This is a genomic window from Flavobacterium rakeshii (assembly GCF_009741375.1).
Classification (GTDB): domain Bacteria; phylum Bacteroidota; class Bacteroidia; order Flavobacteriales; family Flavobacteriaceae; genus Flavobacterium; species Flavobacterium rakeshii.
Genome location: NZ_WOWP01000024.1, coordinates 80253 through 104682, shown reverse-complemented (window position 1 = coordinate 104682; position 24430 = coordinate 80253). Strand labels below are relative to the sequence as shown.

Annotated in this window: 21 protein-coding genes; 12 read left to right on the top strand and 9 right to left on the bottom strand. The window is 36.3% G+C overall.

The annotated features are described in order from the left end of the window. Nucleotide 1: 1 nt before the first annotated feature. The 5 genes from GN157_RS07850 to GN157_RS07830 all read left to right on the top strand — a co-directional run bounded on the left by GN157_RS07850 (nt 2) and on the right by GN157_RS07830 (nt 7118). Complete coding sequence (locus GN157_RS07850; protein WP_157482745.1) at nt 2-604, top strand: acetyltransferase; 603 nt, start codon at nt 2-4, stop codon at nt 602-604. A 79-nt stretch (nt 605-683) separates the two neighbouring features. Next, a complete protein-coding gene (locus GN157_RS07845) occupies nt 684-1835 on the top strand; it encodes a DegT/DnrJ/EryC1/StrS family aminotransferase (protein ID WP_157482743.1) in 1152 nt (383 codons plus the stop codon). Nucleotides 1836-1877: 42 nt separating this feature from the next. Further along, nucleotides 1878-3833, top strand: a complete 1956-nt coding sequence (locus GN157_RS07840) for a polysaccharide biosynthesis protein (protein WP_317163520.1) — start codon at nt 1878-1880, stop codon at nt 3831-3833. Between the two features lie 106 nt (nt 3834-3939). After that, complete coding sequence (locus tag GN157_RS07835) at nt 3940-4716, top strand: polysaccharide biosynthesis/export family protein (RefSeq protein WP_157482741.1); 777 nt, start codon at nt 3940-3942, stop codon at nt 4714-4716. Between the two features lie 2 nt (nt 4717-4718). Continuing rightward, on the top strand, nt 4719-7118 hold the full coding sequence (locus GN157_RS07830) for a GumC family protein (RefSeq protein ID WP_157482739.1): 2400 nt from the start codon (nt 4719-4721) through the stop codon (nt 7116-7118). Between the two features lie 30 nt (nt 7119-7148). Here GN157_RS07830 and GN157_RS07825 read toward each other — a convergent pair whose 3' ends face one another. From GN157_RS07825 to GN157_RS07815, 3 genes are all read right to left on the bottom strand, one after another. Then, nucleotides 7149-7886: a tyrosine-protein phosphatase gene (locus tag GN157_RS07825; protein WP_157482737.1), complete on the bottom strand. Its 738-nt coding sequence runs from the start codon at nt 7884-7886 to the stop codon at nt 7149-7151. Between the two features lie 76 nt (nt 7887-7962). Continuing rightward, entirely contained in the window at nt 7963-9087 is a 1125-nt protein-coding gene (locus GN157_RS07820) for an Lnb N-terminal periplasmic domain-containing protein (protein WP_157482735.1), read from the bottom strand. Between the two features lie 12 nt (nt 9088-9099). Further along, complete coding sequence (locus tag GN157_RS07815; RefSeq protein WP_231749087.1) at nt 9100-10170, bottom strand: putative type IX sorting system protein PorV2; 1071 nt, start codon at nt 10168-10170, stop codon at nt 9100-9102. A gap of 97 nt (nt 10171-10267) precedes the next feature. Between GN157_RS07815 and GN157_RS07810 the strand changes: the two genes are divergently transcribed. Then, the gene (locus tag GN157_RS07810) at nt 10268-11017 is read left to right on the top strand and encodes a CDP-alcohol phosphatidyltransferase family protein (protein ID WP_157482733.1); all 750 of its coding nucleotides are present in this window, start codon (nt 10268-10270) and stop codon (nt 11015-11017) included. Beyond that, nucleotides 11010-11894 carry a glycoside hydrolase family 25 protein gene (locus GN157_RS07805; RefSeq protein WP_157482731.1) on the top strand — a complete coding sequence of 295 codons (885 nt, stop codon included), beginning with the start codon at nt 11010-11012 and terminating at the stop codon, nt 11892-11894. The genes GN157_RS07810 and GN157_RS07805 overlap by 8 nt, the downstream gene beginning before the upstream one ends. A gap of 294 nt (nt 11895-12188) precedes the next feature. Here the strand turns inward: GN157_RS07805 and lptB are convergent, their stop codons facing one another. Genes lptB through GN157_RS07785 form a run of 4 tightly spaced genes read right to left on the bottom strand, consistent with a single transcriptional unit; the run spans nt 12189 to nt 15157 of the window. Further along, nucleotides 12189-12974, bottom strand: coding sequence for an LPS export ABC transporter ATP-binding protein (gene lptB / locus GN157_RS07800; RefSeq protein ID WP_035129961.1), 786 nt, complete (start codon nt 12972-12974; stop codon nt 12189-12191). A gap of 23 nt (nt 12975-12997) precedes the next feature. Next, on the bottom strand, nt 12998-13354 hold the full coding sequence (locus GN157_RS07795) for a carboxymuconolactone decarboxylase family protein (RefSeq protein WP_157482729.1): 357 nt from the start codon (nt 13352-13354) through the stop codon (nt 12998-13000). A 2-nt stretch (nt 13355-13356) separates the two neighbouring features. Further along, entirely contained in the window at nt 13357-14187 is an 831-nt protein-coding gene (gene tatC, locus GN157_RS07790; RefSeq protein WP_231749084.1) for a twin-arginine translocase subunit TatC, read from the bottom strand. A 4-nt stretch (nt 14188-14191) separates the two neighbouring features. Further along, complete coding sequence (locus GN157_RS07785; RefSeq protein ID WP_157482727.1) at nt 14192-15157, bottom strand: KpsF/GutQ family sugar-phosphate isomerase; 966 nt, start codon at nt 15155-15157, stop codon at nt 14192-14194. Nucleotides 15158-15245: 88 nt separating this feature from the next. Between GN157_RS07785 and recQ the strand changes: the two genes are divergently transcribed. Then, the gene (gene recQ, locus GN157_RS07780) at nt 15246-17444 is read left to right on the top strand and encodes a DNA helicase RecQ (RefSeq protein ID WP_157482725.1); all 2199 of its coding nucleotides are present in this window, start codon (nt 15246-15248) and stop codon (nt 17442-17444) included. Nucleotides 17445-17545: 101 nt separating this feature from the next. Here the strand turns inward: recQ and GN157_RS07775 are convergent, their stop codons facing one another. Then, a complete protein-coding gene (locus GN157_RS07775; protein WP_035129972.1) occupies nt 17546-17782 on the bottom strand; it encodes a hypothetical protein in 237 nt (78 codons plus the stop codon). Between the two features lie 95 nt (nt 17783-17877). Here GN157_RS07775 and GN157_RS07770 point away from each other — a divergent pair, with 95 nt between their 5' ends. From GN157_RS07770 to GN157_RS07755, 4 genes are all read left to right on the top strand, one after another. Then, nucleotides 17878-18939 carry a DUF2891 domain-containing protein gene (locus tag GN157_RS07770; protein ID WP_157482723.1) on the top strand — a complete coding sequence of 354 codons (1062 nt, stop codon included), beginning with the start codon at nt 17878-17880 and terminating at the stop codon, nt 18937-18939. A gap of 50 nt (nt 18940-18989) precedes the next feature. Beyond that, nucleotides 18990-20546, top strand: a complete 1557-nt coding sequence (locus tag GN157_RS07765; protein ID WP_157482721.1) for an NAD(P)/FAD-dependent oxidoreductase — start codon at nt 18990-18992, stop codon at nt 20544-20546. A gap of 44 nt (nt 20547-20590) precedes the next feature. After that, nucleotides 20591-22225, top strand: coding sequence for a serine hydrolase domain-containing protein (locus GN157_RS07760; protein WP_157482719.1), 1635 nt, complete (start codon nt 20591-20593; stop codon nt 22223-22225). A gap of 121 nt (nt 22226-22346) precedes the next feature. Continuing rightward, on the top strand, nt 22347-23981 hold the full coding sequence (locus GN157_RS07755; RefSeq protein ID WP_197429417.1) for a serine hydrolase domain-containing protein: 1635 nt from the start codon (nt 22347-22349) through the stop codon (nt 23979-23981). Here the strand turns inward: GN157_RS07755 and GN157_RS07750 are convergent. Further along, complete coding sequence (locus GN157_RS07750; RefSeq protein ID WP_157482715.1) at nt 23971-24363, bottom strand: DUF1398 domain-containing protein; 393 nt, start codon at nt 24361-24363, stop codon at nt 23971-23973. The genes GN157_RS07755 and GN157_RS07750 overlap by 11 nt on opposite strands. Nucleotides 24364-24430 lie beyond the last annotated feature (67 nt).

Here is a 24430-nt window from a genome sequence, read left to right as displayed (position 1 = left end):
TATGTTTTTATATGGTGCTAGCGGTCATAGCAAAGTTGTAATTGAAGTTGTCAGGTCAGGTAAAGAGCAATTTGTTGAGGCTTTGTATGATGATAATCCGGGACGTGATGAATTGCTAGGGGTTAAAGTGGTGTCTGATAAAACTGTTTTTGAAAGCAAAAGTGAATGGTTAATAGCTATTGGAAATAATCGTATAAGAAAAAAAATAAATGATAAGTTAAAGCTAAATTATGTTTACTTAGTGCATTCCAATGCAACTTTATCTCCCTCTTCCAAGTTGGGTAAAGGTTCAGTTGTTATGGCAGGTGCTGTTATAAATGCAAATGCTTTGGTAGGGAAGCATTGTATTGTTAATACAGGGGCAGTTATTGAGCATGACTGTATAGTAGGTGATTATGTTCATGTTTCGCCAGGTGCTGCTTTGGCTGGAAATGTTGAGGTTGGTGAGGGGACTCATATTGGTATTGGAGCTGTTGCTATACAAGGGGTTAAAATAGGGAGATGGGCTACAATAGGTGCCGGAGCAGTTATTATAAGAGATGTTCCTGATTTTGCAGTCGTTGTGGGGAACCCGGGTAAAATCATAAAATATAATAGGTTTTAATGACTTGTGTTATCATTAATTAAAATTGTTTAGTTTGATAGTTTTAATTTAAATTTGTATAAAAAATAATCTCTAAATAATGAGTTTGGATAAAATATGGCTCTCTTCTCCACATATGGGAGGGAACGAACAGAAATATGTAAATGAGGCTTTTGATACCAATTGGGTTGCTCCGCTTGGGCCTAATGTTAATGGTTTTGAGGGTGATTTAGAAACTTATTTATTGAGTAATTCTCATGTAGGAGTTCTGAGTTCTGGTACATCCGCTTTACATTTGGGGTTGATTTTACTTGGAGTTGGTTATGGTGACGAGGTAATTTGTCAAAGTATGACTTTTTCAGCTTCAGCAAATCCTATTAAATATGTAGGTGCAAATCCTGTTTTTGTTGATAGTGAGCCTGATACCTGGAATATTTGTCCTGACTCACTTGAAGAAGCGATCAAAGACAGGATAAAAAGAGGAAAAAAGCCTAAGGCTATTATTGCCGTACATCTTTATGGAATGCCATATAAAGCGGACAGGATTAAACAAATATCTGATTTGTATGATATTCCTGTTTTAGAGGATAGTGCTGAGGCTCTTGGAAGTACTTTTAAAGGGCAAAAATGTGGTACTTTTGGAGATATAGGTATTTTGTCTTTTAATGGAAATAAGATAATAACAACTTCTGGAGGAGGTGCAATAGTACTAAAAAATAAGGAGTTGAAAGATAAAGCGGTTTTTCTTTCTACACAAGCCAGAGATGCCGCGCCACACTATCAACACAGTGAAGTAGGATATAACTATAGAATGAGTAATGTGTGTGCTGGTATTGGTAGAGGGCAAATGGAAGTGCTTGATGAGCATATCTCTTTAAGGAGAAGAATGAATCATTTCTATAATACATTGTTTGAAAATATTAAAGGGGTGAACGTTTTTAAAGAACCTAATGGTGATTTTTATTCAAACCACTGGTTGTCTGCTATTACTGTTGATTTTACAACTACTGGTAAGACGAGAGAAGATTTAAGGTTGGCTTTTGAAGAAAAGAATATAGAGTCAAGACCTCTATGGAAACCAATGCACATGCAGCCTGTATTTAAAGGGTGTTCTTATTATGGTGGGAACGTTTCAGAATCATTATTTGAGTCGGGTTTATGTTTGCCTTCTGGTTCAAATTTGGAAGATGTAGATAGAGAGCGTATATTTGAAGTGATTAATACAGTATTTGATTTGGCAATTTCTACTTAGTTTTTAAAAGAAATTAAGGTGATATTTATTGATTTTTAGAGAGTGAGGGAAGGTAAAAATATTAGAGACTACAATTGGAATGACTATCGTTTTTGGACGTCATTACATAATTTAGGTTATTTGCCGCGTTGGATAATACTGTTGCTGGATTTAGTAGTGGTTTCTTCTACCGGTATAATTTCCTATGTTTTAATACATAGAACAGGTGTGTCTATAAAGTCAGATTTATACTTCTTGAGTATACTGATATACCTATTTATAACATTACTATCCTTTCGGGCTTTTAGAACTTATGCAGGTATTATTAGGCACTCTTCTTATATAGATGCGGTTAAAATATTTTTTGCCCAGTTTACTACGGCTTTTTTACTTTTAGCATTTAACAGTTTGTATCAAACTATTACCGGAGATTTAATTTATCTTAACGTCGCTATATTAATTAATGCTGTGTTTTCATTCAGTTGTTTATTTTTATATAGGGTATTAGTAAAACAGGTTTTTGAAAATTACTTTAACAGTAGTAATGGTAAAAAATTGGTAAGGGCTATTATATATGGTTCTGATGCTAATGCTATTGCTGTTGCTAATGCATTGAAGTCTGAGATTCCGGGGCGATTCAAATTAGTGGGTTTTATAGATAAATCAAGTCATAATAAATCTAAAATGATTCTCGGGTTGCCTATCTTGCAACATAAAAAGAAAATATCTGTTGTGATGAGGGTGTTCAATGCTGAAGCATTGGTTATTGCAGATAAGAGTTTATTAAAAGAGGAAAAGCTCGCTATAGTAGATGAATGCTTGGAGTTTAATTATAAAGTTTATACAGTTCCTTTGATATCTGACTGGGAAGATCAAAAAGAAATTTCCAGAAAAATAAAAAATTTCCAAATACAGGATTTACTTGAAAGAAAACCTATAGTTCTTGATAACTATTCAATTTCTTCTCAAATAAAAAATAAAACAATACTGGTAACCGGTGCTGCAGGTTCTATAGGGAGTGAAATTGTAAGGCAGGTTTTACAATTTAATCCTAAGAATGTTGTAATGGTTGATCAGGCAGAAACACCTTTACATCAACTGGGGCTTGAAGTGAGTAGAATGGATTCTAACACTAATATTGTTTCTATTATTAGTGATGTAAGAAATAGAGGGGCTATGGAAGAGGTTTTTAGAAAATATAAGCCTCAGGTTGTTTATCATGCAGCAGCATACAAACATGTTCCTTTGATGGAGGAAAATCCTTCTCAGGCTATTTTTGTTAATGTTTTAGGGACTAAAAATATTGCTGATTTAGCTTATGATTATAAGGTTGATAATTTTGTAATGGTTTCCACTGATAAGGCTGTTAACCCAAGTAATGTTATGGGAGCAAGTAAACGTATTGCCGAAAAGTATGTTCAGGCTCTACATAATAAAATGATGGTGGAAAACGGACATTGCTCTACAAAATTTATTACTACTCGCTTTGGAAATGTTTTAGGATCTAACGGTTCTGTGGTTCCGTTATTTACTAAACAAATTGAAGCAGGAGGTCCCATTACTCTAACTCACCCAGATATCATACGATATTTTATGACTATACCTGAGGCCTGTCAATTAGTATTAGAGGCGGGAGCTATGGGTAAAGGAGGTGAGATTTATATATTTGATATGGGAAAACCAGTTAAGATTATAGATCTTGCAAAAAAAATGATTCGTTTAGCAGGTTTTATTCCTGATAAGGATATTGAAATCAAAATAATTGGATTAAGGCCAGGGGAGAAGTTATATGAAGAACTATTGAACGATACATCTAAAACGTTACCTACGCATCATGAAAAAATTATGGTTGCTCAGGAGGTTTTTGATGATTTTATTTGTTTAGGACATCAGGTGGATGATTTGATAGTAACGGCTTCAGGCTATTTAGTAGAAGAAGTGGTTTTTAAAATGAAACAAATTGTTCCTGAGTTTATTAGTATGAATTCTGAATTTGCTACTCTTGATAAAAAGGGTTAAAATCCCCTTTTAACTAATTATTCGTTTTTTTGCTTTTAAAAAAAATTATCTTTGCGCTAAATTAACCAATATTTTCTTCTTAGAAAAAATATCCATACCGTAAAAAATGATAAGAAAGATATTACTGTTTTTTATTGCTACACTTTTATTTACCTCATGTGTTCCTAGGAAGAAGCTAGTGTACTATCAAAATTTACCATCGTTTGAAGATTCAAAACAAAATTTTGAAACACGTATAAAAGCGGACGACTTATTGATGATAGTTGTTTCAGCTCCTGATGGTGCCGCAAAGGATTTCAACTTACCAATAACGGGAGTTACCGGTACAACTACTTTTAGTGGTAGTATTGATGTAGCATCTTCTCAACAAAGAATTCAGGCTTATACCGTGAATAGAAATGGAGAAGTTCAGCTGCCTGTTTTGGGGGATGTGAAAATAAGCGGACTTACAAAAGAAGAGGCTCTTGAGATGTTAAATGAAAAATTATCTGCTTATCTGAAGGAGTTTACAATTAATTTAAGGATTGTGAATTTTAAGGTTACGGTTGCTGGTGAAGTTACTAGGCCTGGTGTTGTTTCTGTACAGACAGAAAGGCTTACTCTGCCTGAGGCTATTGCTATGGCTGGAGATATGAGTATTTATGGTAAGAGGGATAATGTATTGGTAATACGTGAAATTGATGGTGTTAAGACTTATAATTATATAGATATGACAAAAGCTGATTTTATTAACTCACCTTTTTATTATCTTACTCAAAATGATTATGTGTATGTAGAACCGAATAAAACCAGAATAAACTCATCTGGTGTTGGTCCTAATGTAAGTGTGCTCATATCTGCAACTTCAATCTTAATTTCACTTATTGCTCTATTAACTAGATAAAAATGCAAAACAATAATATTCCTATTTTAACAGAAAACGAAAATGAATCCGGTTTTGATGTAAGAGCTCAGCTAGATAAATATCTGGTGCATTGGAAATGGTTTACAGTAAGTGTAATTGTTTGCTTGTTTTTGGCTTTTATCTATCTAAGATATGCAACCCCTGAATATAGTATTTCGGCTACTATTCTTATTAAAGATGAGAAAAAAGGCGGAGCCGGAAATGAGCTATCTGCCCTTAGTGAGCTAGGGTTTATGTCGGGGAACAGTAATGTTGATAATGAGATAGAAGTACTTAAAGCCCGTACACTGATTCAAAACACGGTTAAGAATTTAAAGTTTAATGTAAGTTATTTTAATAAGGGAAACTTAAAAACTTCTGAAGCTTACATGAACTCGTTTGTGAGAGTTAACTTTTATGATACAACACCTGATTTTTTTGAATCAGATACCATTTTTTCAGTTAAACCTATTTCAGATTTAAAGTATGAATTATTAGATTCTGAAGGTGAAAAAGCTGGGGTGTATTCTTATGGAGAATCATTGCCAACTAAGTTTGGAAATATGGTTGTGACTATAAATACTGATAGTCTGCCAACAAATACTAAGAATGAAGGTAAAGAGGTTTTTATACAGATAAAGCCTTTAAGGAAAATTACAGATGCATATGGGAGTAAATTAAAGGTTAATACAGTTAATAAAATGACGAGTGTTGTTTCGTTATCTATAACTGATAAGGTGCCTGAAAAAGGAAAGAACTTTCTTGATACTTTAATAAGTATTTATAATAATGATGCTGTAAAAGATAAGAACCTTGTAGCTGCTAATACTGAAAAGTTTATTAATAAGAGGCTTGAATCCTTAACAAAAGAGCTCGATACTGTTGAGAGAGATGCAGAGGGTTATAAAAGAGGAGAGAGGCTTACTGATATTTTTTCTGATGTAAAACTATCTTTGACTTCTGCGGATGCTTACAGTAAAAGTGTTAATGCGAAGGCAGGAGAGATTGATGTTGTGAATTATATGATTGAGTTTTTAGATAGTGCTGACAATGATAGTACTATGCCAACCAATCTTATGCCGGAAGGAGATGCAGCTTCAATGATTAAAGAGTATAATGAGCTTGTTCTTCAAAAACAAAGACAGACTGAGAGCATGACAGATGAGCATCCTCAGATGGTTGCTATAAATACTCAAATAGAAGGATTTAGAGAGAGTCTTAAGCAAAGCCTGGGTAATTTATTGTCTTCTCTTAAAATTGCTAAAAAGAACCTTGAAAGGCAGGAAAATATAATGCAGGGTAGAGTGGGTGAGGCCCCTCGTCAGGAAAGACAATTTAGGGTTATTGAGAGACAAAAGGAAGTTAAGGAAGAGTTATATTTATTTTTATTAAAAAAGAGAGAAGAGAATGCTATTACCCTTGCAGTTACTTCTCCTAATGCAAAAATAATTGATTCTGCTTTTGCTAAGGAACAGCCCGTTTCTCCAAAAAGTAATATTGTTTTATTGGCATCCTTAATATTAGGATTGTTAATTCCATTTTTAATTATATACCTAAGAGAGCTTCTAGATACTAAGATACATAGTAACGCTGATTTTGATCATTTAACAGTACCTTTCTTGGGAGATGTGCCTAGGTCAGAAACAAGTAGTGAGCTGGTTAATCTTCATGGTCGATCGGGTACAGCTGAGGCTTTAAGGATTATTAGAACAAATATGGAATTTATGCTTAATAATGTGTCTGAAGGCATTGCTAAAACCATTTTTGTTACATCTACTATACCTAAAGAAGGTAAAACTTTCGTGTCTGTTAACTTAGCTACCACAATAGCTATGACAGGTAAAAAAGTGCTTCTTATAGGTATGGATATACGTAACCCTAAGTTAGATGAGTATGTAAACATACCTTCTAAAGGGCTTACAAATTACTTGTCTTCACCTAACGGAGCAAATCTTAATGATTATATTGTTAAGTATGGAGATTTTGAAAGCTTCTATATACTTCCTCCTGGTATAATACCTCCAAACCCGGCTGAATTACTTATGGGGAAACGTGTGGTTGAAATGTTTGAAAAGCTTCAAAAGGAGTACGATTACATTATAGTTGATACAGCTCCAGTTAGTTTAGTGACCGATACTATAATTGTTGCTCATTTGGCGCATTCATTCATTTATGTGTCAAGAGCGAATTATCTTGATAAGAGGATGCTTGTTGTTCCTGAAAACATGTACAAAGAAGGGAAGCTACCTAATATGGCTCTTGTTCTTAATGATACTGATAGGAAAACGGGCTACGGTTATGGTTATGGCTACGGTTATGGTTATGGATATGGTTATGGTGCCGATATGGACGCGTCTAGATCAAGCTGGAGAGATAAAATCTTTGGAAAGAAAAAGCTGTAAGCTTTATATAATATAAAAATAATGCCTTCTTTAAAATTTAAAGAAGGCATTATTTTTTAAGGCGTCTTTTAAAGCGTCATGCTTTTTAAAAGGTATTTTGCTTTTAAAAGCTGTAGCATGTTTCATGTGGTGTGTGTCTGATCCTGTAAAGTCAATTAGCTTTTCATTTAAAAGTCTTTCAGCCGTTTTTAAAACACCTTGGCCATAGTATCCTGTAACTGAAAGCAGGTTTAATTGAAACAGGCATCCTGCTTTTTTAAGTCTGTAGTATTCTTCAAATTTTGAATGATAAAACAGGTAGCGTTCGGGGTGGGCAAGTACAGGTTTGTAGCCTGCTACCTGTAATTCAAATAATATGTCGTAAAGGTTAATTGGCGGATTAATGTATGACATTTCAACCAAAACGTAATTATCCTTAAGTGTCAGGAGTGATTCTGATTTGAATAACTCAACAAAGGTGTCATCCATTAAATGCTCAGCTGCGGCTTTAAATGGTGATATTATATTTTGTTCTCTTAAAAAAGAAAGGGTGCTTTCTTCTTTTTGCAGTATTCCTTCTTTAGTGTTGTTCCATACTCCCGGTAGTATATGCGGTGTAGCTGTAAATTGTGAGAACCCGTATTCTTTTAAGGTATTGATGAGTAAAAGGGTGTCATTTTCGTCTTTAGCGCCATCATCTATTCCGGGTAATAAATGTGAGTGTATGTCTATATAGCCATCAGGGATTAAATCTGCCAGGGCTACCTTTGGTTTATTGAAAAAAAGCAAGGTATTAGGTTTAAAATTAGTGTTGTAAAATTAATATAAAACACTAATTCTAAATAATACTGTTTGTTAAAATGTGCTAATTAGTAGTGGGGATTGCTTTCATTTTTCTGATTAAGGCAACTGAGTTGACTAATAAGAGTGGTAACATAAGCCATATATGTATTTTAGTTATTGTTAGTGCCAGATAAACTACAAAAAGGCTAGATGATATGTATATAAGTCTTTTTAAGAGTGTTTTTCTCTTTTTTGGACTGATGATGGCTATAATTATAAAAAGTGGATTAAATAGTAGTATATTGTAGTTTAATAATAGTTCGTTATGGCTGGAATATAAACTCACAAAGCAAAATAGTAATCCCATAAGACCTGCGAATACCAAATAAGTGTTGTAGCCTGCTTTTTTAATAGTAAGGATAAGTAATAAAAGAGCTAATATAATATAACTGTAAAAGCTATTTATAAAAGAAAAACCTGTGGTTAGTTCTGTTTTTTCAACTATCGTTGTTGTTACCTTTGCTAAAGACTTATCGCTTTTTGTTTTGGTATTGCTAATTCCCTCCATCAGTTCTTTAGGTAGAAATAGCTTTTCAGATGTATTATCTGTTTTGTAGCCAAACAAAAGGTTTATTCCCAGATTTTCGTAAAAATGGTTGTCCTGAAGATAAGAGTAGATAATCTCTCTGTATGTTTTTCCGCTGTCTGAATTTTCTAATGAAATAGGAACCTGTTTGTTGACTATGTCTGCCACCATAGTTGTGCAATTACGGTTTATGAATTTATAGGTGTAATATTTTTTATCTGAAAAAAGTATACCGTTAAGTTCGTCTGCAATCTGTTGTTTTTGGTATTGAGTAAGGTTTAATGTCTGTTCATATACATCACGACCGTAATACTGGTATTCGTAAATAAAATCACGGTAAGAAGCTACTGAAACAAAATACTGTAAGTCTCCTTTTACGAATTTTGGGTAGAAGTTAGGCGTGTCAAAATCGAATGTCCCGAAGTTGTATACCGTATTTATATTTTTGGCAGGGTCAAATATCCTGATAGCTGTATGTCCGAATACTGAATATAGTTCGTTTCCCGGTCCACAGGTTAATACACTTATTTCGGCTTTATGTGATAAAGGGATTTGTGCAAAGGTTTTAAAGGTTGATAAGCTAATAAAAAGTAAAATTAATAAAGCTCTAAAACTTTGCATGGTGTGATTTGTTTATCTGAATATCCCTAAATCTACTTTGAGGGAAAAAATGTTTGAATATAATGCTGCACTCTGGTCGCCAATATCGGTCAATGCATAATCAACTTCTATGCCTTTGTACTTAAAGCCAAGTCCTATATTTGGCTGAAAGCTTAATTTACCGCTACCGTCAATTTCCCTTATGTTTTGAAAATTACCAACACCACCTCTTAAATAAACGATGTCGATATAACCAAATTCAAAACCAAAGGCCGGATCAAAACTGATTGACTCTGTAGATACAAGGTCATTAGTTTGGGCAAACTGCATATTTAAATTGGCCGATGCTAATATACTATAATCGTAGCGTATTATGAATTTTTTTGAGAAACCAAGTTGAGCTTTTGGTAATGTAATCTCATTAGTTTCCGGTAATTCCTGATTTTCACCGGGTATAGCATCACTAATAGTTTGGAACTCCTCTTCATCAATGTTCCAAACGTTGTAGGTGGTTGTTATGTCCCTTAACATTAAACCGAATTTCCAGTTGTCTTTAGTTTGGTATTGTATGCCTATGTCAAAACCAAATCCCCATGAGTTGGCAAAATCTCCTATTATCCTTCTGATAACTTTTGCGTTAATGCCATACTGAAAGCCGTCTAACGGTAGCGAGCGGGCATATGATATGGTAACGCCATAATCGGCAGCCGAGAAAAGGCTTATCCTGTTGTAGTCTATATTACCTTCGCTGTCTATTAGCTGTGTGGTATTCATAATGTCATCCACACCAAATCTAATTACCGATATTCCAAAGGCGCTCCTTTCGTCAATAGGCATGGCAAAAGCGGCATAGTCGTATTGTGCTATATTGGCAAAATAACTGGCGTGCATAAGTGCCAGTTGTTTGTCTTTTACCTGTAGTAATCCGGCAGGATTCCAGTAGCCCGAGTTAACGTCTCCGGTATGGGCTGTAACAGCATTACTCATTCCCAGTGCAGCGGCATCTACCCCAATGTTCATGAATTCATTAGAGTACTTCCTGACTGACTGTGCATGAGCTAAAAAGGAAAAAAGCAGTATGGGAAATATAAATTTCTTTTTCAACGCTGTTAAATTTGTGCAAATATGAAATAAAAATCTCAATTACTAAACTCTATTTCTATTAACTTATTGTGTTAACTTTGCAGTAAAATTAAATGCTATGTCTGTTAAGAAACACATTCCGAACTTTATTACGTTACTAAATCTTGCTTCTGGTTTAATAGCTCTTGTGTATGCATTCAATACCAATTTGCAAATGGCATTCTTTTGGGTTTGCATGGGTATCTTTTTTGATTTTTGGGATGGTTTCTTTGCAAGGATACTAAAAGTTCAGGGTAAGCTTGGACTTCAGTTAGATTCTTTGGCCGATATGGTTACCAGTGGTGTAGTGCCGGGTGTAGCGATGTATCAGCTATTGGCAAATATTGCTGATTTAACTGATGACTATAACTTATCTATCGATAATGGTTATTTAGGCTTATTACCTTATGTTGGTTTTATTATAACCCTGGCTTCCTGCTATAGGCTGGCAAAGTTTAATATTGATGAACGTCAAACCGACTCGTTTATTGGTTTGCCTACACCTGCAAATGCATTGTTTATAATGAGCTTACCTGTAATATTGAACCACACCGGAGGTGAGGGTGTTGTGTTTGAGTTTTTAAGTAATCCGTTTATTCTGGTAGGTATAACTTTACTGAGTGCTTACCTGTTGAATGCCGAGATTCCTTTGTTTTCGCTTAAAGTAAAATACTTTAACTGGAAAAACAATAAAATACAATTCATATTTCTAATAGTATCGGTATTGTTATTGTCTTTCTTCCAGTATTTTGCTATTCCTGTAATTATATTGTTTTATGTAATACTTTCTGTAATAAACAATATGACTGCTAAACAGGCTAATGGATAACAGGCAATACAAAAAAAACTATAATAAGGCTTCCAGAAAAGCAAAGGCTGTTTACAGGGAAGATAACCGAAAGGTTACACCCGGTAAAATACTTAAGTATTCTTTTTTGGTTTTACTATTGTCTTTTGTTGTGGCAATAGGTTATCAGTACAGACATGGTTTTTTATACTATTTAGGTTTTAAGAGCAATAAGTGTATTGAAAAACTAACTAAAGAGGAACGCAAAATTGCCGACCTCAGAATTTATGAGATAGTATCGCGCCACAAGGATAAAGTTTTTGGTTTTGATGTGTCCGAATATCAGGGTGATATTGACTGGGGTAAGGTAAAAGAGGGGAACGAGGATTTTGCCATGAAATTCGTATTCGTTAGGGCTACTGCCGGTAAGAATAAAACCGATAAACAGTTTAAGGATAACTGGAAACAATCGGGTAAAAAAGGGTTTATTCGCGGTGCATACCACTATTACAGACCAAATGAAAACTCTATAAAACAAGCCGATAATTTTATAAAAACAGTTTCCCTGAAAAAAGGTGACCTGCCACCTGTGCTTGATATTGAAAAGATACCAAGTAAACAAAGTATGGATAGCCTTAAAACCGGACTTAAGCGCTGGTTGGATAGGGTTGAGACTCACTATGGTGTTAAGCCGATTATTTACAGCGGGGAGAGTTTTTATACCGATTTTTTAAAAAAAGAATTTGTAGGCTATACTTTATGGATTGCCAACTATAGTTTTTTTGAAGAAGAAATAAGGAAGGAATGGCATTTTTGGCAGTTTACAGATAAGGCAGCTATTGAAGGAATAGATGGCAATGTTGATGTAAATATTTACAACGGAGATATTACAGCATTACATACAATGAAACTACAGTAGTTGTTTTTTAGCTTATTGATTAATAGTTTTCTATATATTTGGCTGCAACCAATTTATTTATACTATGAAATCAAAATTAGTTTTTTATTAACTGCTGCTCTCATTTTGAATCAAAAAATGTAATGATGGGTATGAGGCTTTTGGATATTTATGAAGTTGAAATAAAAGGGGATACTGTAAAAAAAGTCCTTTATCTTAATATGTATGATAAAGGTAAACTTTTTGCGCCGAAGGAATTTTTAATGAAATAATAAACAAAAAACGGCCTCAAGGCCGTTTTTTTATTCACTTATATTAAAAGTTTTCTTCATCAGGGACTGTAGACGGAGTTGTTTGTTGCTGGAAGTCCAGTTTTTTCTTTCTTAACTCAAAGTTTTGTCCCAAATATACTTTACGTACCATTTCGTCACTGGCAAGATCTTCGGGTACACCTGCCTTAAGGATGTCTCCCTGAAACATTAGGTAAGTCTTATCTGTAATGGCAAGAGTTTCCTGTACGTTATGGTCGGTAATAAGAATACCTATATTTTTATTTTTTAACTGTGCTACAATACGCTGAATGTCTTCAACCGCTACCGGGTCAACACCTGCAAAAGGCTCATCAAGAAGGATGAACTTAGGGTCGGTTGCCAGTGCACGGGCAATTTCTGTACGACGTCGCTCACCACCCGATAAAAGGTCACCTCGGTTAGTACGTATATGTTGTAGTGAGAATTCGTCTATAAGGGCTTCCATTTTAGCTTCCTGTTCCTGTTTAGATAGGTTTGTAAGTTGTAATACACTCAATATGTTATCTTCAATACTAAGCTTTCTGAAAACCGAAGCCTCCTGAGCAAGATAACCAATACCGTTTTGAGCACGTTTGTACATAGGATAATCGGTAATATCCATATTGTCCAGATATATTTTTCCGCTGTTAGGCTTTACAAGTCCAACAATCATATAGAAAGATGTGGTTTTTCCGGCACCGTTAGGTCCCAATAGTCCTACAATCTCTCCTTGGTTTACCTCAACCGAAATACCTTTTACAACGCTTCGGCCTTTATATGTTTTGACTAGGTTGTCAGCTCTTAAGATCATGTCTTAAATTTCTTTTTTTAATATTATTCGCCCTGTCCCTTTTCTTCAAGCGCTTCCCAAAACTCGTAAGCTCTTCTAAGGTGGGGAACTACTATTGTACCGCCTACCAGGGTTGCAATGCTAAGGGCTTCCATAACCTCTTCTTTGTTAAGTCCTTCTTTGTAGCAGGTCTCTAAATGGTATTTTACGCAGTCGTCGCAACGTAATACTGCAGACGCCACAAGTCCCAGCAATTCTTTTGTTTTAACATTAAGAGCGCCTTCCATGTAGGCGTTTGTGTCAAGGTTAAAGATACGTTTTATTATTTTATTGTTATCTGCCAGAAGCTTGTCATTCATTTTCTGGCGGTAGTCGTTAAACTCCTGTACTATATCGCTCATGTCTAATTAGCTTTTGTTATCTCACTTTTCTTTCCAATTCTTACAGCAATAAATATACTCAGTTCATATAGTATTGCCAGTGGTACGGTAACTATAACCTGACTTACAACATCAGGCGGAGTAACCACAGCAGCAACAATAAGCATAATCACGTAGGCATATTTTCTGTATTTTCTTAAAAACTCGGCGGAAACCAGTCCTACCTTAGCAAGAAAATATATAAGTATAGGTAACTCAAAAATCAGACCACATGAAATAACGGTGGTTTTGATAAGGCTTAAATAAGAATCCAGATCGATGTCGTTTTTAACAATTTCGCTAATTCTGTAGTTACCTAAAAAGTTAATCGATAAAGGTACGATAAGGAAATATCCGAAAAAGACACCAAGGAAAAACAGTATTGAGGCAGAGAATATAAATGCCATAGCATACTTGCGCTCTTTGTCATAAAGTGCCGGACGTATAAATTTCCAGAATTCCCATAAAATTACCGGGAAGGCTAAAATAAAACCGGCTGTTATAGATGTCCAGATATCGGTTGAGAACTGACCGTCCATTCGCCTACTTTGAATTTCAAAAGGCAGTTCGGTAATGCAAAAGCTTTTGTCTAAGTCGTATTTATTTGCCAGGTCGCAAAAAAACTGGTAAGTAAGAAAGTCTCCGCTTGCCGGGGCAAATATAATATTGTCAAAAATGAATTTACTGAAGATAAAAGCTATAACTCCGCAAATTAATATTGCTAATGTACTTCTAATCAGTAACCATCTTAATTCTTCAAGATGGTCAAGGAAAGACATTTCTCCTGTGGTTGTTTTTTTAGCGTCTTTGGCCATTTATTTATACTATTCCTTCTTTTAAAATATCGTGTAAATGCAGTATGCCTTTGTACTCTCCGTTTTCTTCTACTACCAGCTGGGTGATAGCAAAATTTTCCATAGTGTTAAGAGCATCTGCTGCCATTTCGGTTGGCTTTATTGTTTTTGGGTTGTGCGTCATTATATCTTTAGCTACAACTCCGGCAATGTTATCCCTGTCGTTAAGCATTCTTCTTATATCACCATCGGTAATAATACCTACAACTTTTTCACCTTCTAACACGGCTGTAACACCAAGTCTTTTTGCCGATATTTCAAAAATTGCCTGTTTTATACTGCTGTCTGGTGTTACTGCTGGTCTGTGAGTATCGTCAAGCATATCACCTACACGTAATAACAGTTTTTTGCCAAGCGCACCACCAGGGTGGTATTTGGCAAAATCTTCACTTTTAAAATTGTTAAGCTCCATAAGACATACGGCAAGAGCATCGCCCAAAACGAGCTGTGCTGTAGTACTGTTTGTTGGTGCCAGGTTGTTAGGGCAGGCCTCACTTTCTACATACGCATGAAGTACATAATCGGATTCTTTTCCTAAAAACGAATCTTTATTTGCAGTCATGCCAATAAGTACGTTGCCGTCGCGTTTTAATAACGGAGCGAGTACTTTGATTTCAGGGCTGTTGCCACTTTTAGAAATACAAATAACCACATCTCCCGGTTGGACCATTCCTAGATCTCCATGAATAGCCTCGGCTGCATGAAGGAAAAGAGATGGGGTTCCGGTAGAGTTAAGCGTTGCAACAATTTTGCTGGCTATAATGGCACTTTTACCAATTCCGGTAACAACCAGTCGGCCTTTGCTCTGGTGAATTATACCGGTAGCCTTTGCAAAGTCCTCATCAAGGTAGTTTACAAGGTTAGCAATGCTCTCGCTTTCAGTAAGTATGGTTTTTCTGGCTGAATCCAGTATTGCCTGTGTATTTATCAAGATTGTGAAATGTTTAAAAAGTTGCGCGTATTAAAGATTTTTGTATCTTTATGTTCTGCAAATTTATGTAAATTACTATTAATAAATAATGAAATCGACCGAAATTGACTTACACAAAGAGTTAAAAAAATATTTTGGTTTTAACAAATTTAAAGGTCTCCAGGAAGATGTTGTAAAAAGTATCATAACGGGACAAAATACATTTGTTATAATGCCAACAGGTGGCGGAAAATCACTGTGTTATCAGTTGCCTGCTTTGGTGCTCGATGGAACAGCGATTGTAGTTTCCCCATTAATCGCGCTGATGAAAAACCAGGTGGATGCCATAAGGAGTCTTTCGTCAGAACAGGGGATAGCGCACGTTTTAAATTCTTCCCTTACAAAAACAGAAGTGAACCAGGTAAAAAGTGATATCACTAACGGTATTACTAAGCTTTTGTATGTAGCGCCCGAGTCGCTTACTAAGGAAGAATATGTTACTTTTTTAAGAGGTGTTAAGCTGTCTTTTGTAGCGATAGATGAAGCACACTGTATATCAGAATGGGGACATGACTTCAGGCCTGAATACCGTAATTTAAGGAATATTATAAAGCAGCTGGGCGATGTACCTGTTATAGGACTTACAGCAACAGCTACACCTAAGGTGCAGGAAGATATACTGAAAAACCTTGACATGAGTGACGCCAATGTGTTTAAGGCATCATTCAACAGGCCAAACCTTTATTATGAGGTAAGACCAAAGGCTAAAACAGTTGAGTCTGATATTATTCGTTTTATAAGGCAACATAAAGGCAAATCAGGGGTTATTTACTGTTTGAGCCGTAAAAAGGTGGAGGAAATAGCACAGGTATTGCAGGTAAATGGTATTAGTGCCGTGCCTTACCATGCCGGATTGGATGCTAAAACACGTGCCAAGCATCAGGATATGTTCCTTATGGAAGATGTAGATGTGGTAGTGGCAACCATTGCATTTGGTATGGGTATCGATAAGCCGGACGTTCGTTTTGTAATTCACCATGATATACCAAAGTCACTTGAGAGTTACTATCAGGAAACAGGTAGAGCCGGTCGTGACGGAGGTGAAGGGCATTGTTTGGCTTACTATTCGTATAAGGATATAGAGAAGCTGGAGAAATTCATGTCGGGCAAACCCGTGGCAGAGCAGGAAATAGGTTTTGCACTGTTGCAGGAAGTAGTTGCTTATGCCGAAACTTCAATGTCAAGACGAAAATTCCTTCTTCATTATTTTGGGGAGGAGTTTGACGAAGTGAATGGTGAAGGTGCCGATATGGATGATAATATTCGTAATCCTAAAAAGAAATCAGAGGCTAAAGATCAGGTGGTAATTTTATTGGAAACGGTTAAGAATACCAAGCAGATGTATAAGTCTAAAGAAATAATATTTACACTTACCGGTAAGGTTAATGCGCTTATAAAGGCTCATAAAACCGATTCTCAGGCTTTCTTTGGCAAAGGTAAGGAGTATGATGATAAGCACTGGATGGCACTTATTAGGCAAGTGTTGGTAGAAGATTATCTGTCTAAAGATATTGAGACGTATGGAGTGCTTAAGCTTACGCCAAAAGGTGAAGCGTTTATTGCTAACCCTGTGTCATTCATGATGACTGAGGATCATGACTACGGTGACGATAGTGATGATGCTACAGTAACAGCAGCAAAATCCGGTGGGGGTACTACTGATGAGGCTTTGGTAAATATGCTTAAAGATCTTCGTAAAAAGGTAGCCAAAAAACTGGGAGTTCCGCCGTTTGTGGTGTTCCAGGATCCATCGCTGGAAGATATGGCTTTAAAGTATCCTGTTAGTGTTGCCGAACTGAGTAATGTACATGGTGTAGGTGAAGGTAAGGCTAAAAAATACGGTAAAGAATTTGCCGACCTTATTGCCCGCTATGTTGAGGATAATGATATTGTAAGGCCAGATGATCTTGTAGTGAAATCTACAGGGGCTAACTCTGCACTTAAGTTATATATTATCCAGAATGTGGACAGGAAACTTCCGTTGAGTGATATTGCCAGTGCGAAAGGTTTGGATATGGATGCCCTGCTTAAAGAAATGGAGCAGATAGTATATTCGGGAACCAAGCTTAATATTAAGTATTGGATTGACGAAATACTGGACGAGGATCAGCAGGAAGAAATCCATGAATATTACATGGAATCAGAGTCTGATAATATTAAGGATGCACTTAAGGAGTTTGACGGTGATTATGATACCGAAGAACTAAGACTTATGCGTATTAAGTTTATAAGTGAAGTTGCTAATTAAATTAGCAACGCATAAAATGATAAAAAAAAAGCCCCAGGATTTCTCGGGGCTTTTTTATGATATTTATACATTCAGTTTAATCATTGGATACTGATCGCTAATTACTCTTCATAGAGTTCGCCACGATGAGGTTTGAGTGCATCGCGCACCTGTATCATGTGTTCATCGGTAACTACCATATAAGCTATGGCATGCATGTCGCTTATTGCTTTAAATCCTGTAATGTTTAACGGTAGTTTTTCTATAGCTATATATTCTTTTAAATGAATTTCATGGTGCTCGGCGGTTTTTGCTCCGGCAGGTCCTTTAAAATCCCATATCAGTTTTATTTTTCTCATGTGTAATTGTTACAGTTAGGAAGGGTAAAGTTACAAAGTAGGTTTTATTCTCTGGGTAAAGTTTTTATATTTATAACCTTATATCAATAATTAGCATGAAACACTATATACTTACCGCTTTATTTATCACCTCGGTTTCCTTTGCACAGGAACTAACTTTAGAAAGAGCCAACGGCCTTGCCGGACTACCGTTAAAATGTATGCAACAGGAGTTTCCTAATAAAATGGGACAGCTTATTGCCGATGCTTCCGAACTGGGTACACCTCAACAGTTGCACCCTGCCTTTTATGGCTGTTTTGACTGGCATTCGTCGGTGCACGGGCATTGGAGCCTGGTGTATCTGCTTAGTAAGTTTCCTGATATTGACAGGAAAGAAGACATTATAAGTAAGCTACAGGTAAATTTGAGTAAAGCTAATATTGAGCAGGAGGTAGCCTATATGAGTAAAGGCCATGAAAAGGCTTTTGAGCGTACTTATGGCTGGGCATGGCTTTTAAAGCTTCAGTTGGAACTGGAAAGGTCTCCGGTTGGTGAGGTGAAAGGACTGGCTGCTAATGTAAAACCGCTGGCCAATTTGATAGCTGAAAGATATATAGAATTCCTGCCAAAGCTTAACTATCCGGTTAGGGTAGGTACACATACAAACACTGCCTTCGGGATGTCATTGGCATGGGATTATGCTGTGTATTCGGGTAATGCAGAATTGCAACGTGTGATTAAGGAAAATGCCTTACGCCTGTTTAAAAATGATACCGATTGCCCTTTTGACTGGGAACCAAGTGGTACTGATTTTCTTTCGCCTTGTATGGAGGAAATGGCAATAATGCAACGCGTAATGCCTGAAAAAGATTTTTTAAAATGGCTTAAAGGCTTCGCAAAGCAATTGTTTGATGAAAAGTACAATTGGGAACCGGGTGAGGTATCCGACAGGAATGACGGTCACCTTGTGCATCTTGACGGACTTAACTTTAGCCGTGCCTGGAATATGTACAGGCTGGCAAGTCAGTATCCAAAACAGTTTGGTCATTTAATTCCGTTAGCCAATCATCATTTTAATTATTCGTTACCGGCTATTGTAGACGGTAATTATGAAGGCGAACACTGGCTGGCTTCATTTGCGCTTCATGCTTTTGAAGAAAAAGTGGCTTTAAAATAGCCTGAATTTTTAAGTGAAGATAATCTCTAAATATTGATTATTTTTGCGACATGCCAAGAGAACTCCAGATACAGGTAACCCCAGAGGTTGCCGCACAGCAGCATTTGCTTACAGAGCATGTTGCTAAGCTTATGCAGGTTAGTCCTGATGAGATCAGTCATATCGCTATTGTAAAGCGCTCTATTGATGCGCGCCAAAAGGCTGTTAAAATAAATCTTAAGCTTGCAGTATACTGGAAGGAAACGTATACCGAAACCACTATTCCTTTGCCTGATTATAAAGATGTTTCTAATAGTAAGGAAGTAATTATAGTAGGGGCAGGACCAGCAGGATTGTTTGCAGCGCTGCAACTTATTGAGCTTGGTGTTAAGCCTATTGTTATAGAAAGAGGTAAGGATGTGCAGGAACGCAGGCGTGATCTTAAAGCTATTAACCGCGAACATATTGTGGACGAAGATTCCAACTACTGTTTTGGTGAGGGTGGTGCCGGAACTTACTCTGACGGGAAGCTATATACCCGTTCTAAAAAGCGTGGAGATGTAGACCGTATCCTGAAACTTTTTGTGGCTTTTGGTGCTGCCGATAATATAATGGTAGAGGCGCATCCGCATATTGGTACCAACAAACTGCCTAAGATAATCAAATCCATGCGTGAAAAGATTATTGAGTTTGGCGGCGAGGTACTTTTTGATACCCGTGTAGTTGATATACTGGTAAAAAACAACGAAATTGGAGGAGTGGTTACTCAGAATAATGACGTAATCAATGCCAAAAAAATAATACTGGCAACAGGACATTCTGCAAGAGATGTATTTGAGTTGCTGGATCGTAAAAAAATCTTCATAGAAGCAAAGCCTTTCGCGCTTGGTGTAAGGGCAGAGCATCCGCAAACCTTAATAGACAGCATACAGTACAGTTGCGATTTTAGGGGAGATTACCTGCCACCTGCACCATATAGTATAGTAAAACAGGTAAACGGCAGGGGGATGTATTCCTTTTGTATGTGTCCGGGAGGTGTTATTGCGCCTTGTGCTACCAGTCCGGGAGAGGTTGTTACTAACGGATGGTCTCCTTCTAAAAGGGATCAGGCTACGGCTAATTCGGGTATTGTGGTAGAGCTGAAACTGGAAGATTTTAAACCTTTTGCTAAGTTTGGTGCACTTGCCGGAATGGAATTCCAAAAAAGCATTGAACAAAAAGCATGGCATTTGGCGGGTGAAACCCAAAAGGTGCCTGCGCAGCGCATGATCGATTTTACACAAAGCAAAGTATCTGCCGATATTCCTAAAACATCTTATGTGCCGGGAACAACTTCAGTTGAACTGGGGCAGGTATTTCCGGGATTCATTACTCAGGTAATGAGGCAGGGTTTTGTGGATTTTGGCAAATCCATGAGAGGATACTTAACTAATGATGCTATACTTCATGCTCCCGAATCAAGAACCTCATCGCCGGTGCGTATACCGCGTGATCCATATACGCTGGAACATGTACAGATAAAAGGACTCTACCCGTGTGGTGAAGGTGCGGGTTATGCTGGGGGAATTATCTCTGCCGCTATTGATGGGGAGAAGTGTGCTATAAAATGTGCTGAAGAGCTGGCATAAATATTGCCTAGCTTTTTAGTGTAACTAAAATCAAACCAATAACTATGAAAAAAATATCAGCCTTACTCCTGGTATTGTTACCTCTTATTGCTTTTTCGCAAAACAACTTTAAAGCAATCGATTCTGTTTTATCTGTTTATGATCAGGGTGTTGTGCCCGGTGTTTCTGTTAGTATTGCAAAAAACGGCAAAGTCATTTATAGCAGAAATGTTGGTTATGCAGATATTGAAGCTAATAAAAAAATAGACGACAAAACGCTGTTTTGTATGGCGTCTGTATCAAAACAGTTTACTGCTGCCTGTATTGTTATGCTGGAACAGCAGGGCAAGCTGAGCCTTGAAGATAAATTATCAAAATATTTTCCTGATTTCCCTGAGTATGCTAATACTATTAGCATTGTTCATCTTTTAAATCACACCAGTGGTATAAAAGACTACTTGGCCTTATCTATGTTGAGGGGACATGATAATAAAGATTATACAAATGAAATGGTAGAAGATATGCTTAGAGTACAGGAGCTTGACTTTGAACCGGGAAGCACTTTTTCTTATACCAATTCAGGATATTGGTTTTTGGTAAGGATTATAGAGAAAGTATCAGGTAAATCAATTATTGATTTTGCTCAGGAGAATATTTTTCGACCTTTAAAAATGAAAAGTACTCAATATGCTTATGATCCTTATTTAGTAAAGCATATGTCAAAAGGTTACGTGGAAACAGATGAAGGGTATGAAATTGAACCACAAAAAGAATATGTAATTTCAGGAGCGGGCGTTGTTTCTTCGGTACAGGATATGCAAAAGTGGCTGTTTGAAATGTATACTCAAAAAGTTTTTGGTACTGCCTTTTGGCACCGTATGCTTAATGAAGAGTTTTATGATTTGGGTAATAATAATTTTTCTACAAAAGGATTGTTTACAGGAGATTACTACGGGGTAAAACGTATTCAGCATGGGGGTGATGTTGATGGTTTTCATACCGTAGTAGAGTGTTTTCCTGAGCAGGGAGTAACTGTTGCAATATTTACTAATAATGATAATGTAAATGTTTATGAGTTTAATAAACCTGCATTGAGTAGCTTGTTGAATTTGAAATATAAAAAAGAGGTTGTCAAAACAGAAGAGCCGCCGATTTTTGACCCCGTTAGTGAAACTGATTTAAAACAATATGAAGGAGATTATGGTTCTGAGTTGGGATTGTTTTTTAATGTTAGTGTTAAAGACGGTGTTCTCTATGTTATACAGAAATGGGATGGAGGTGGTTATCCTGTTGTGCAGGCAGGAGCTAATAAATTTAAAATAGAAGGAGACCCGGTCTTTTTTGAGTTTATTGATATAAATAACGGAATGGCAAATTTATTAAAGGTGAATCAGGAAGACGGGGAGTATGTTTTTATGAGAGATTATCAGTTGCCTGATTTTGGTGATTATTTAGGGAAATATTACTCAAAAGTACTCGATGTAAACTATGAATTCTATTTAGAAGGCGGTTTGTTGGTGTTCAGGCCACAGGGTGTCGATGAGGTACGTGTTGCTACTATAAACGAAAAAGATAAAGCAACTAGCCCTTGGGGGGACTTGTCTTTTGTAAGAGATAGTGAAGGTGTTATTACAGGTTTTTTACTGTCGCATGATAGAGCCATGAATATTGAATTTGTAAAAGTGCCGGCTATAGAGTAGGCTGTTATCTGTATGTTGCAGTTGTTATTTTTACAGTTACTGACGGCCGGAAATATGCTGTTAAAAGCAATGGACTTATTTTGACAGGCCTTTCATTGTGATGAAATCTAATCAAACAATTATGAAAAAAATATCAGCCTTACTCCTGGTATTGTTACCTTTTATTGCTTTTTCACAAAATAACTTTAAAGCAATCGATTCTGTTTTATCTGTTTATGATCAGGGTGTTGTGCCCGGTGTTTCTGTTAGTATTGCAAAAAACGGCAAAGTTCTCTATAGCAGAAATGTTGGTTATGCAGATGTTGAAGCCAATAAAAAAATAGATGACAAAACGCTGTTTTGTATGGCATCTGTATCAAAGCAGTTTACCGCTGCCTGTGTTGTTATGCTGGAACAGCAGGGTAAGCTGAGTCTTGAGGATAAATTATCCAAATATTTTCCTGATTTCCCAGAGTATGCTAATACCATTAGCATTGTTGACCTTTTAAATCATACCAGTGGTATAAAAGATTATATCGTTTTGTCTATGTTGAGAGGAGATCATTATATGCTATATAAGGATCAGGATATGAATGATATTCTAAAAAAACAGAATCTTGATTTTGAGCCTGGAAGTGAATACTCTTATAGTAATTCAGGATATTGGTTTTTGGTAAAGATTGTTGAGAAAGTGTCGGGTAAATCGATTATTGATTTTGCTCAGGAAAATATTTTTTTTCCTCTTGAAATGAATAATACTAAGTATACCTATGATCCGTATTCAGTAAAGCATATGTCAAAAGGCTATGTTGAAACAGATGAAGGACATGAGATTTCACTACAAAAAGAAGGCTTAATTTCTGGAGCAGGTGTTGTTTCTTCTGTGGATGATATGCAAAAGTGGCTATTTGAAATGCATACTCAAAAAGTTTTTGGTGCTGCCTTTTGGAACCGCATGGTTAATGAAGAATTTTATGAGATAGATAAAGATGAATTTTATACTAAAGGTTTGGTTATTGATACTTATTTAGGAGAAAAGCGTATTGAACATGGAGGAGATGTAGATGGTTTTCATACTCTAACTGAATATTTTCCTGAACAAGAGTTAACTGTTGTCATATTTAGTAATAATGATGAAATAAGTATAAATAAAATCAATAAAACATTATTAAGTGTTTTTTTTAAGAAGATAATCTCTACTATAACAGAAGATGAAAAAAATAAAAAAGTTAGCGGAGTAAAACTTACTGAAGCCGAATTAAAAAAATATACAGGTGATTATGTTTTTATCACTTACTCATTTAATGTGAGTGTTAAAGAGGGGGAGCTCTTTTTTCTACAGGGATGGAATGGAGTTGGTTATTCGGTTTTGGCGTTAGGTGATGATAAATTTGCAGATAAAGATAATGAAGATGTTGTGTTTAGCTTTTCTGATATTAAAAATGATAGTACAGGTTTATTGGTGTTAAATCAAAATGGTCAAGAATATAAGTTTGACAGAAAGCCTGTAGCACAGGATGTTAATGAGTTTGTAGGTAGCTACTATTCAGCAGCTCTTGATGTAACATATAATTTTATATTAGAGGAAGGTGATTTGTGGTTTGTGTTAGGGACTGAAGAATCAGTTCCTCTTTTACACCAGGGTAAGGACAGGTATTTGTCTCCTTTTGGAAACCTGACTTTTAAGAGAGGTGAAAAAAGTAAACTTACAGGCTTTTTACTATCACATGAAAGAGCTAGGGATATTGAATTTGTAAAAGTACCGGCTAGGGGATAGGGATTTCCTCTTCATGTAGTTTATGCCCGCCTTTATCATAGTAAATGCAGGTCATGGCTACCATATCTATTACCCATTTGTCTACACCATCCTGAGCGGCGTGTTGGCAAAAAGCCTTATAATCTGTTTCGCCTGCCTGATGGGCATTGAGGTGGTGGATAAAATCAATGGGATTACCTGAGCCTGTAATTTCAAGGTTGTCATATTTTGGGTTAGACTGTACTCTGTAATTGTCACAGCCCCAGTATACGGTGTGACCGTCTCTTACATAGGTGTTGTAGCGAATAACGCCCAGCTTTATTAGGTCCTGAATGTATTGGGGGAAATCGGCACCACTTTTAACATTAGAGTGCGCTTCTTCAATTTGGTCAATTGTAAACATACTCTTTAAATTTTAATATAAAGGTACGTAAAAGATTGATGTGTAATTGTATAACCTTAAATATTAA

Excerpts from the sequence above, each read along its gene's own strand:
- GN157_RS07820 (WP_157482735.1), bottom strand. The coding sequence starts at position 9,087 with ATGCAAAGTTTTAGAGCTTTATTAATTTTACTTTTTATTAGCTTATCA.
- lptB (WP_035129961.1), bottom strand. The coding sequence starts at position 12,974 with ATGATCTTAAGAGCTGACAACCTAGTCAAAACATATAAAGGCCGAAGC.
- recQ (WP_157482725.1), top strand. The coding sequence starts at position 15,246 with ATGAAATCGACCGAAATTGACTTACACAAAGAGTTAAAAAAATATTTT.
- GN157_RS07805 (WP_157482731.1), top strand. The coding sequence starts at position 11,010 with ATGGATAACAGGCAATACAAAAAAAACTATAATAAGGCTTCCAGAAAA.
- GN157_RS07795 (WP_157482729.1), bottom strand. The coding sequence starts at position 13,354 with ATGAGCGATATAGTACAGGAGTTTAACGACTACCGCCAGAAAATGAAT.
- GN157_RS07810 (WP_157482733.1), top strand. The coding sequence starts at position 10,268 with ATGTCTGTTAAGAAACACATTCCGAACTTTATTACGTTACTAAATCTT.
- GN157_RS07755 (WP_197429417.1), top strand. The coding sequence starts at position 22,347 with ATGAAAAAAATATCAGCCTTACTCCTGGTATTGTTACCTTTTATTGCT.
- GN157_RS07835 (WP_157482741.1), top strand. The coding sequence starts at position 3,940 with ATGATAAGAAAGATATTACTGTTTTTTATTGCTACACTTTTATTTACC.
- GN157_RS07750 (WP_157482715.1), bottom strand. The coding sequence starts at position 24,363 with ATGTTTACAATTGACCAAATTGAAGAAGCGCACTCTAATGTTAAAAGT.
- GN157_RS07765 (WP_157482721.1), top strand. The coding sequence starts at position 18,990 with ATGCCAAGAGAACTCCAGATACAGGTAACCCCAGAGGTTGCCGCACAG.
- GN157_RS07845 (WP_157482743.1), top strand. The coding sequence starts at position 684 with ATGAGTTTGGATAAAATATGGCTCTCTTCTCCACATATGGGAGGGAAC.
- tatC (WP_231749084.1), bottom strand. The coding sequence starts at position 14,187 with ATGGCCAAAGACGCTAAAAAAACAACCACAGGAGAAATGTCTTTCCTT.
- GN157_RS07770 (WP_157482723.1), top strand. The coding sequence starts at position 17,878 with ATGAAACACTATATACTTACCGCTTTATTTATCACCTCGGTTTCCTTT.
- GN157_RS07850 (WP_157482745.1), top strand. The coding sequence starts at position 2 with ATGTTTTTATATGGTGCTAGCGGTCATAGCAAAGTTGTAATTGAAGTT.
- GN157_RS07760 (WP_157482719.1), top strand. The coding sequence starts at position 20,591 with ATGAAAAAAATATCAGCCTTACTCCTGGTATTGTTACCTCTTATTGCT.
- GN157_RS07830 (WP_157482739.1), top strand. The coding sequence starts at position 4,719 with ATGCAAAACAATAATATTCCTATTTTAACAGAAAACGAAAATGAATCC.
- GN157_RS07775 (WP_035129972.1), bottom strand. The coding sequence starts at position 17,782 with ATGAGAAAAATAAAACTGATATGGGATTTTAAAGGACCTGCCGGAGCA.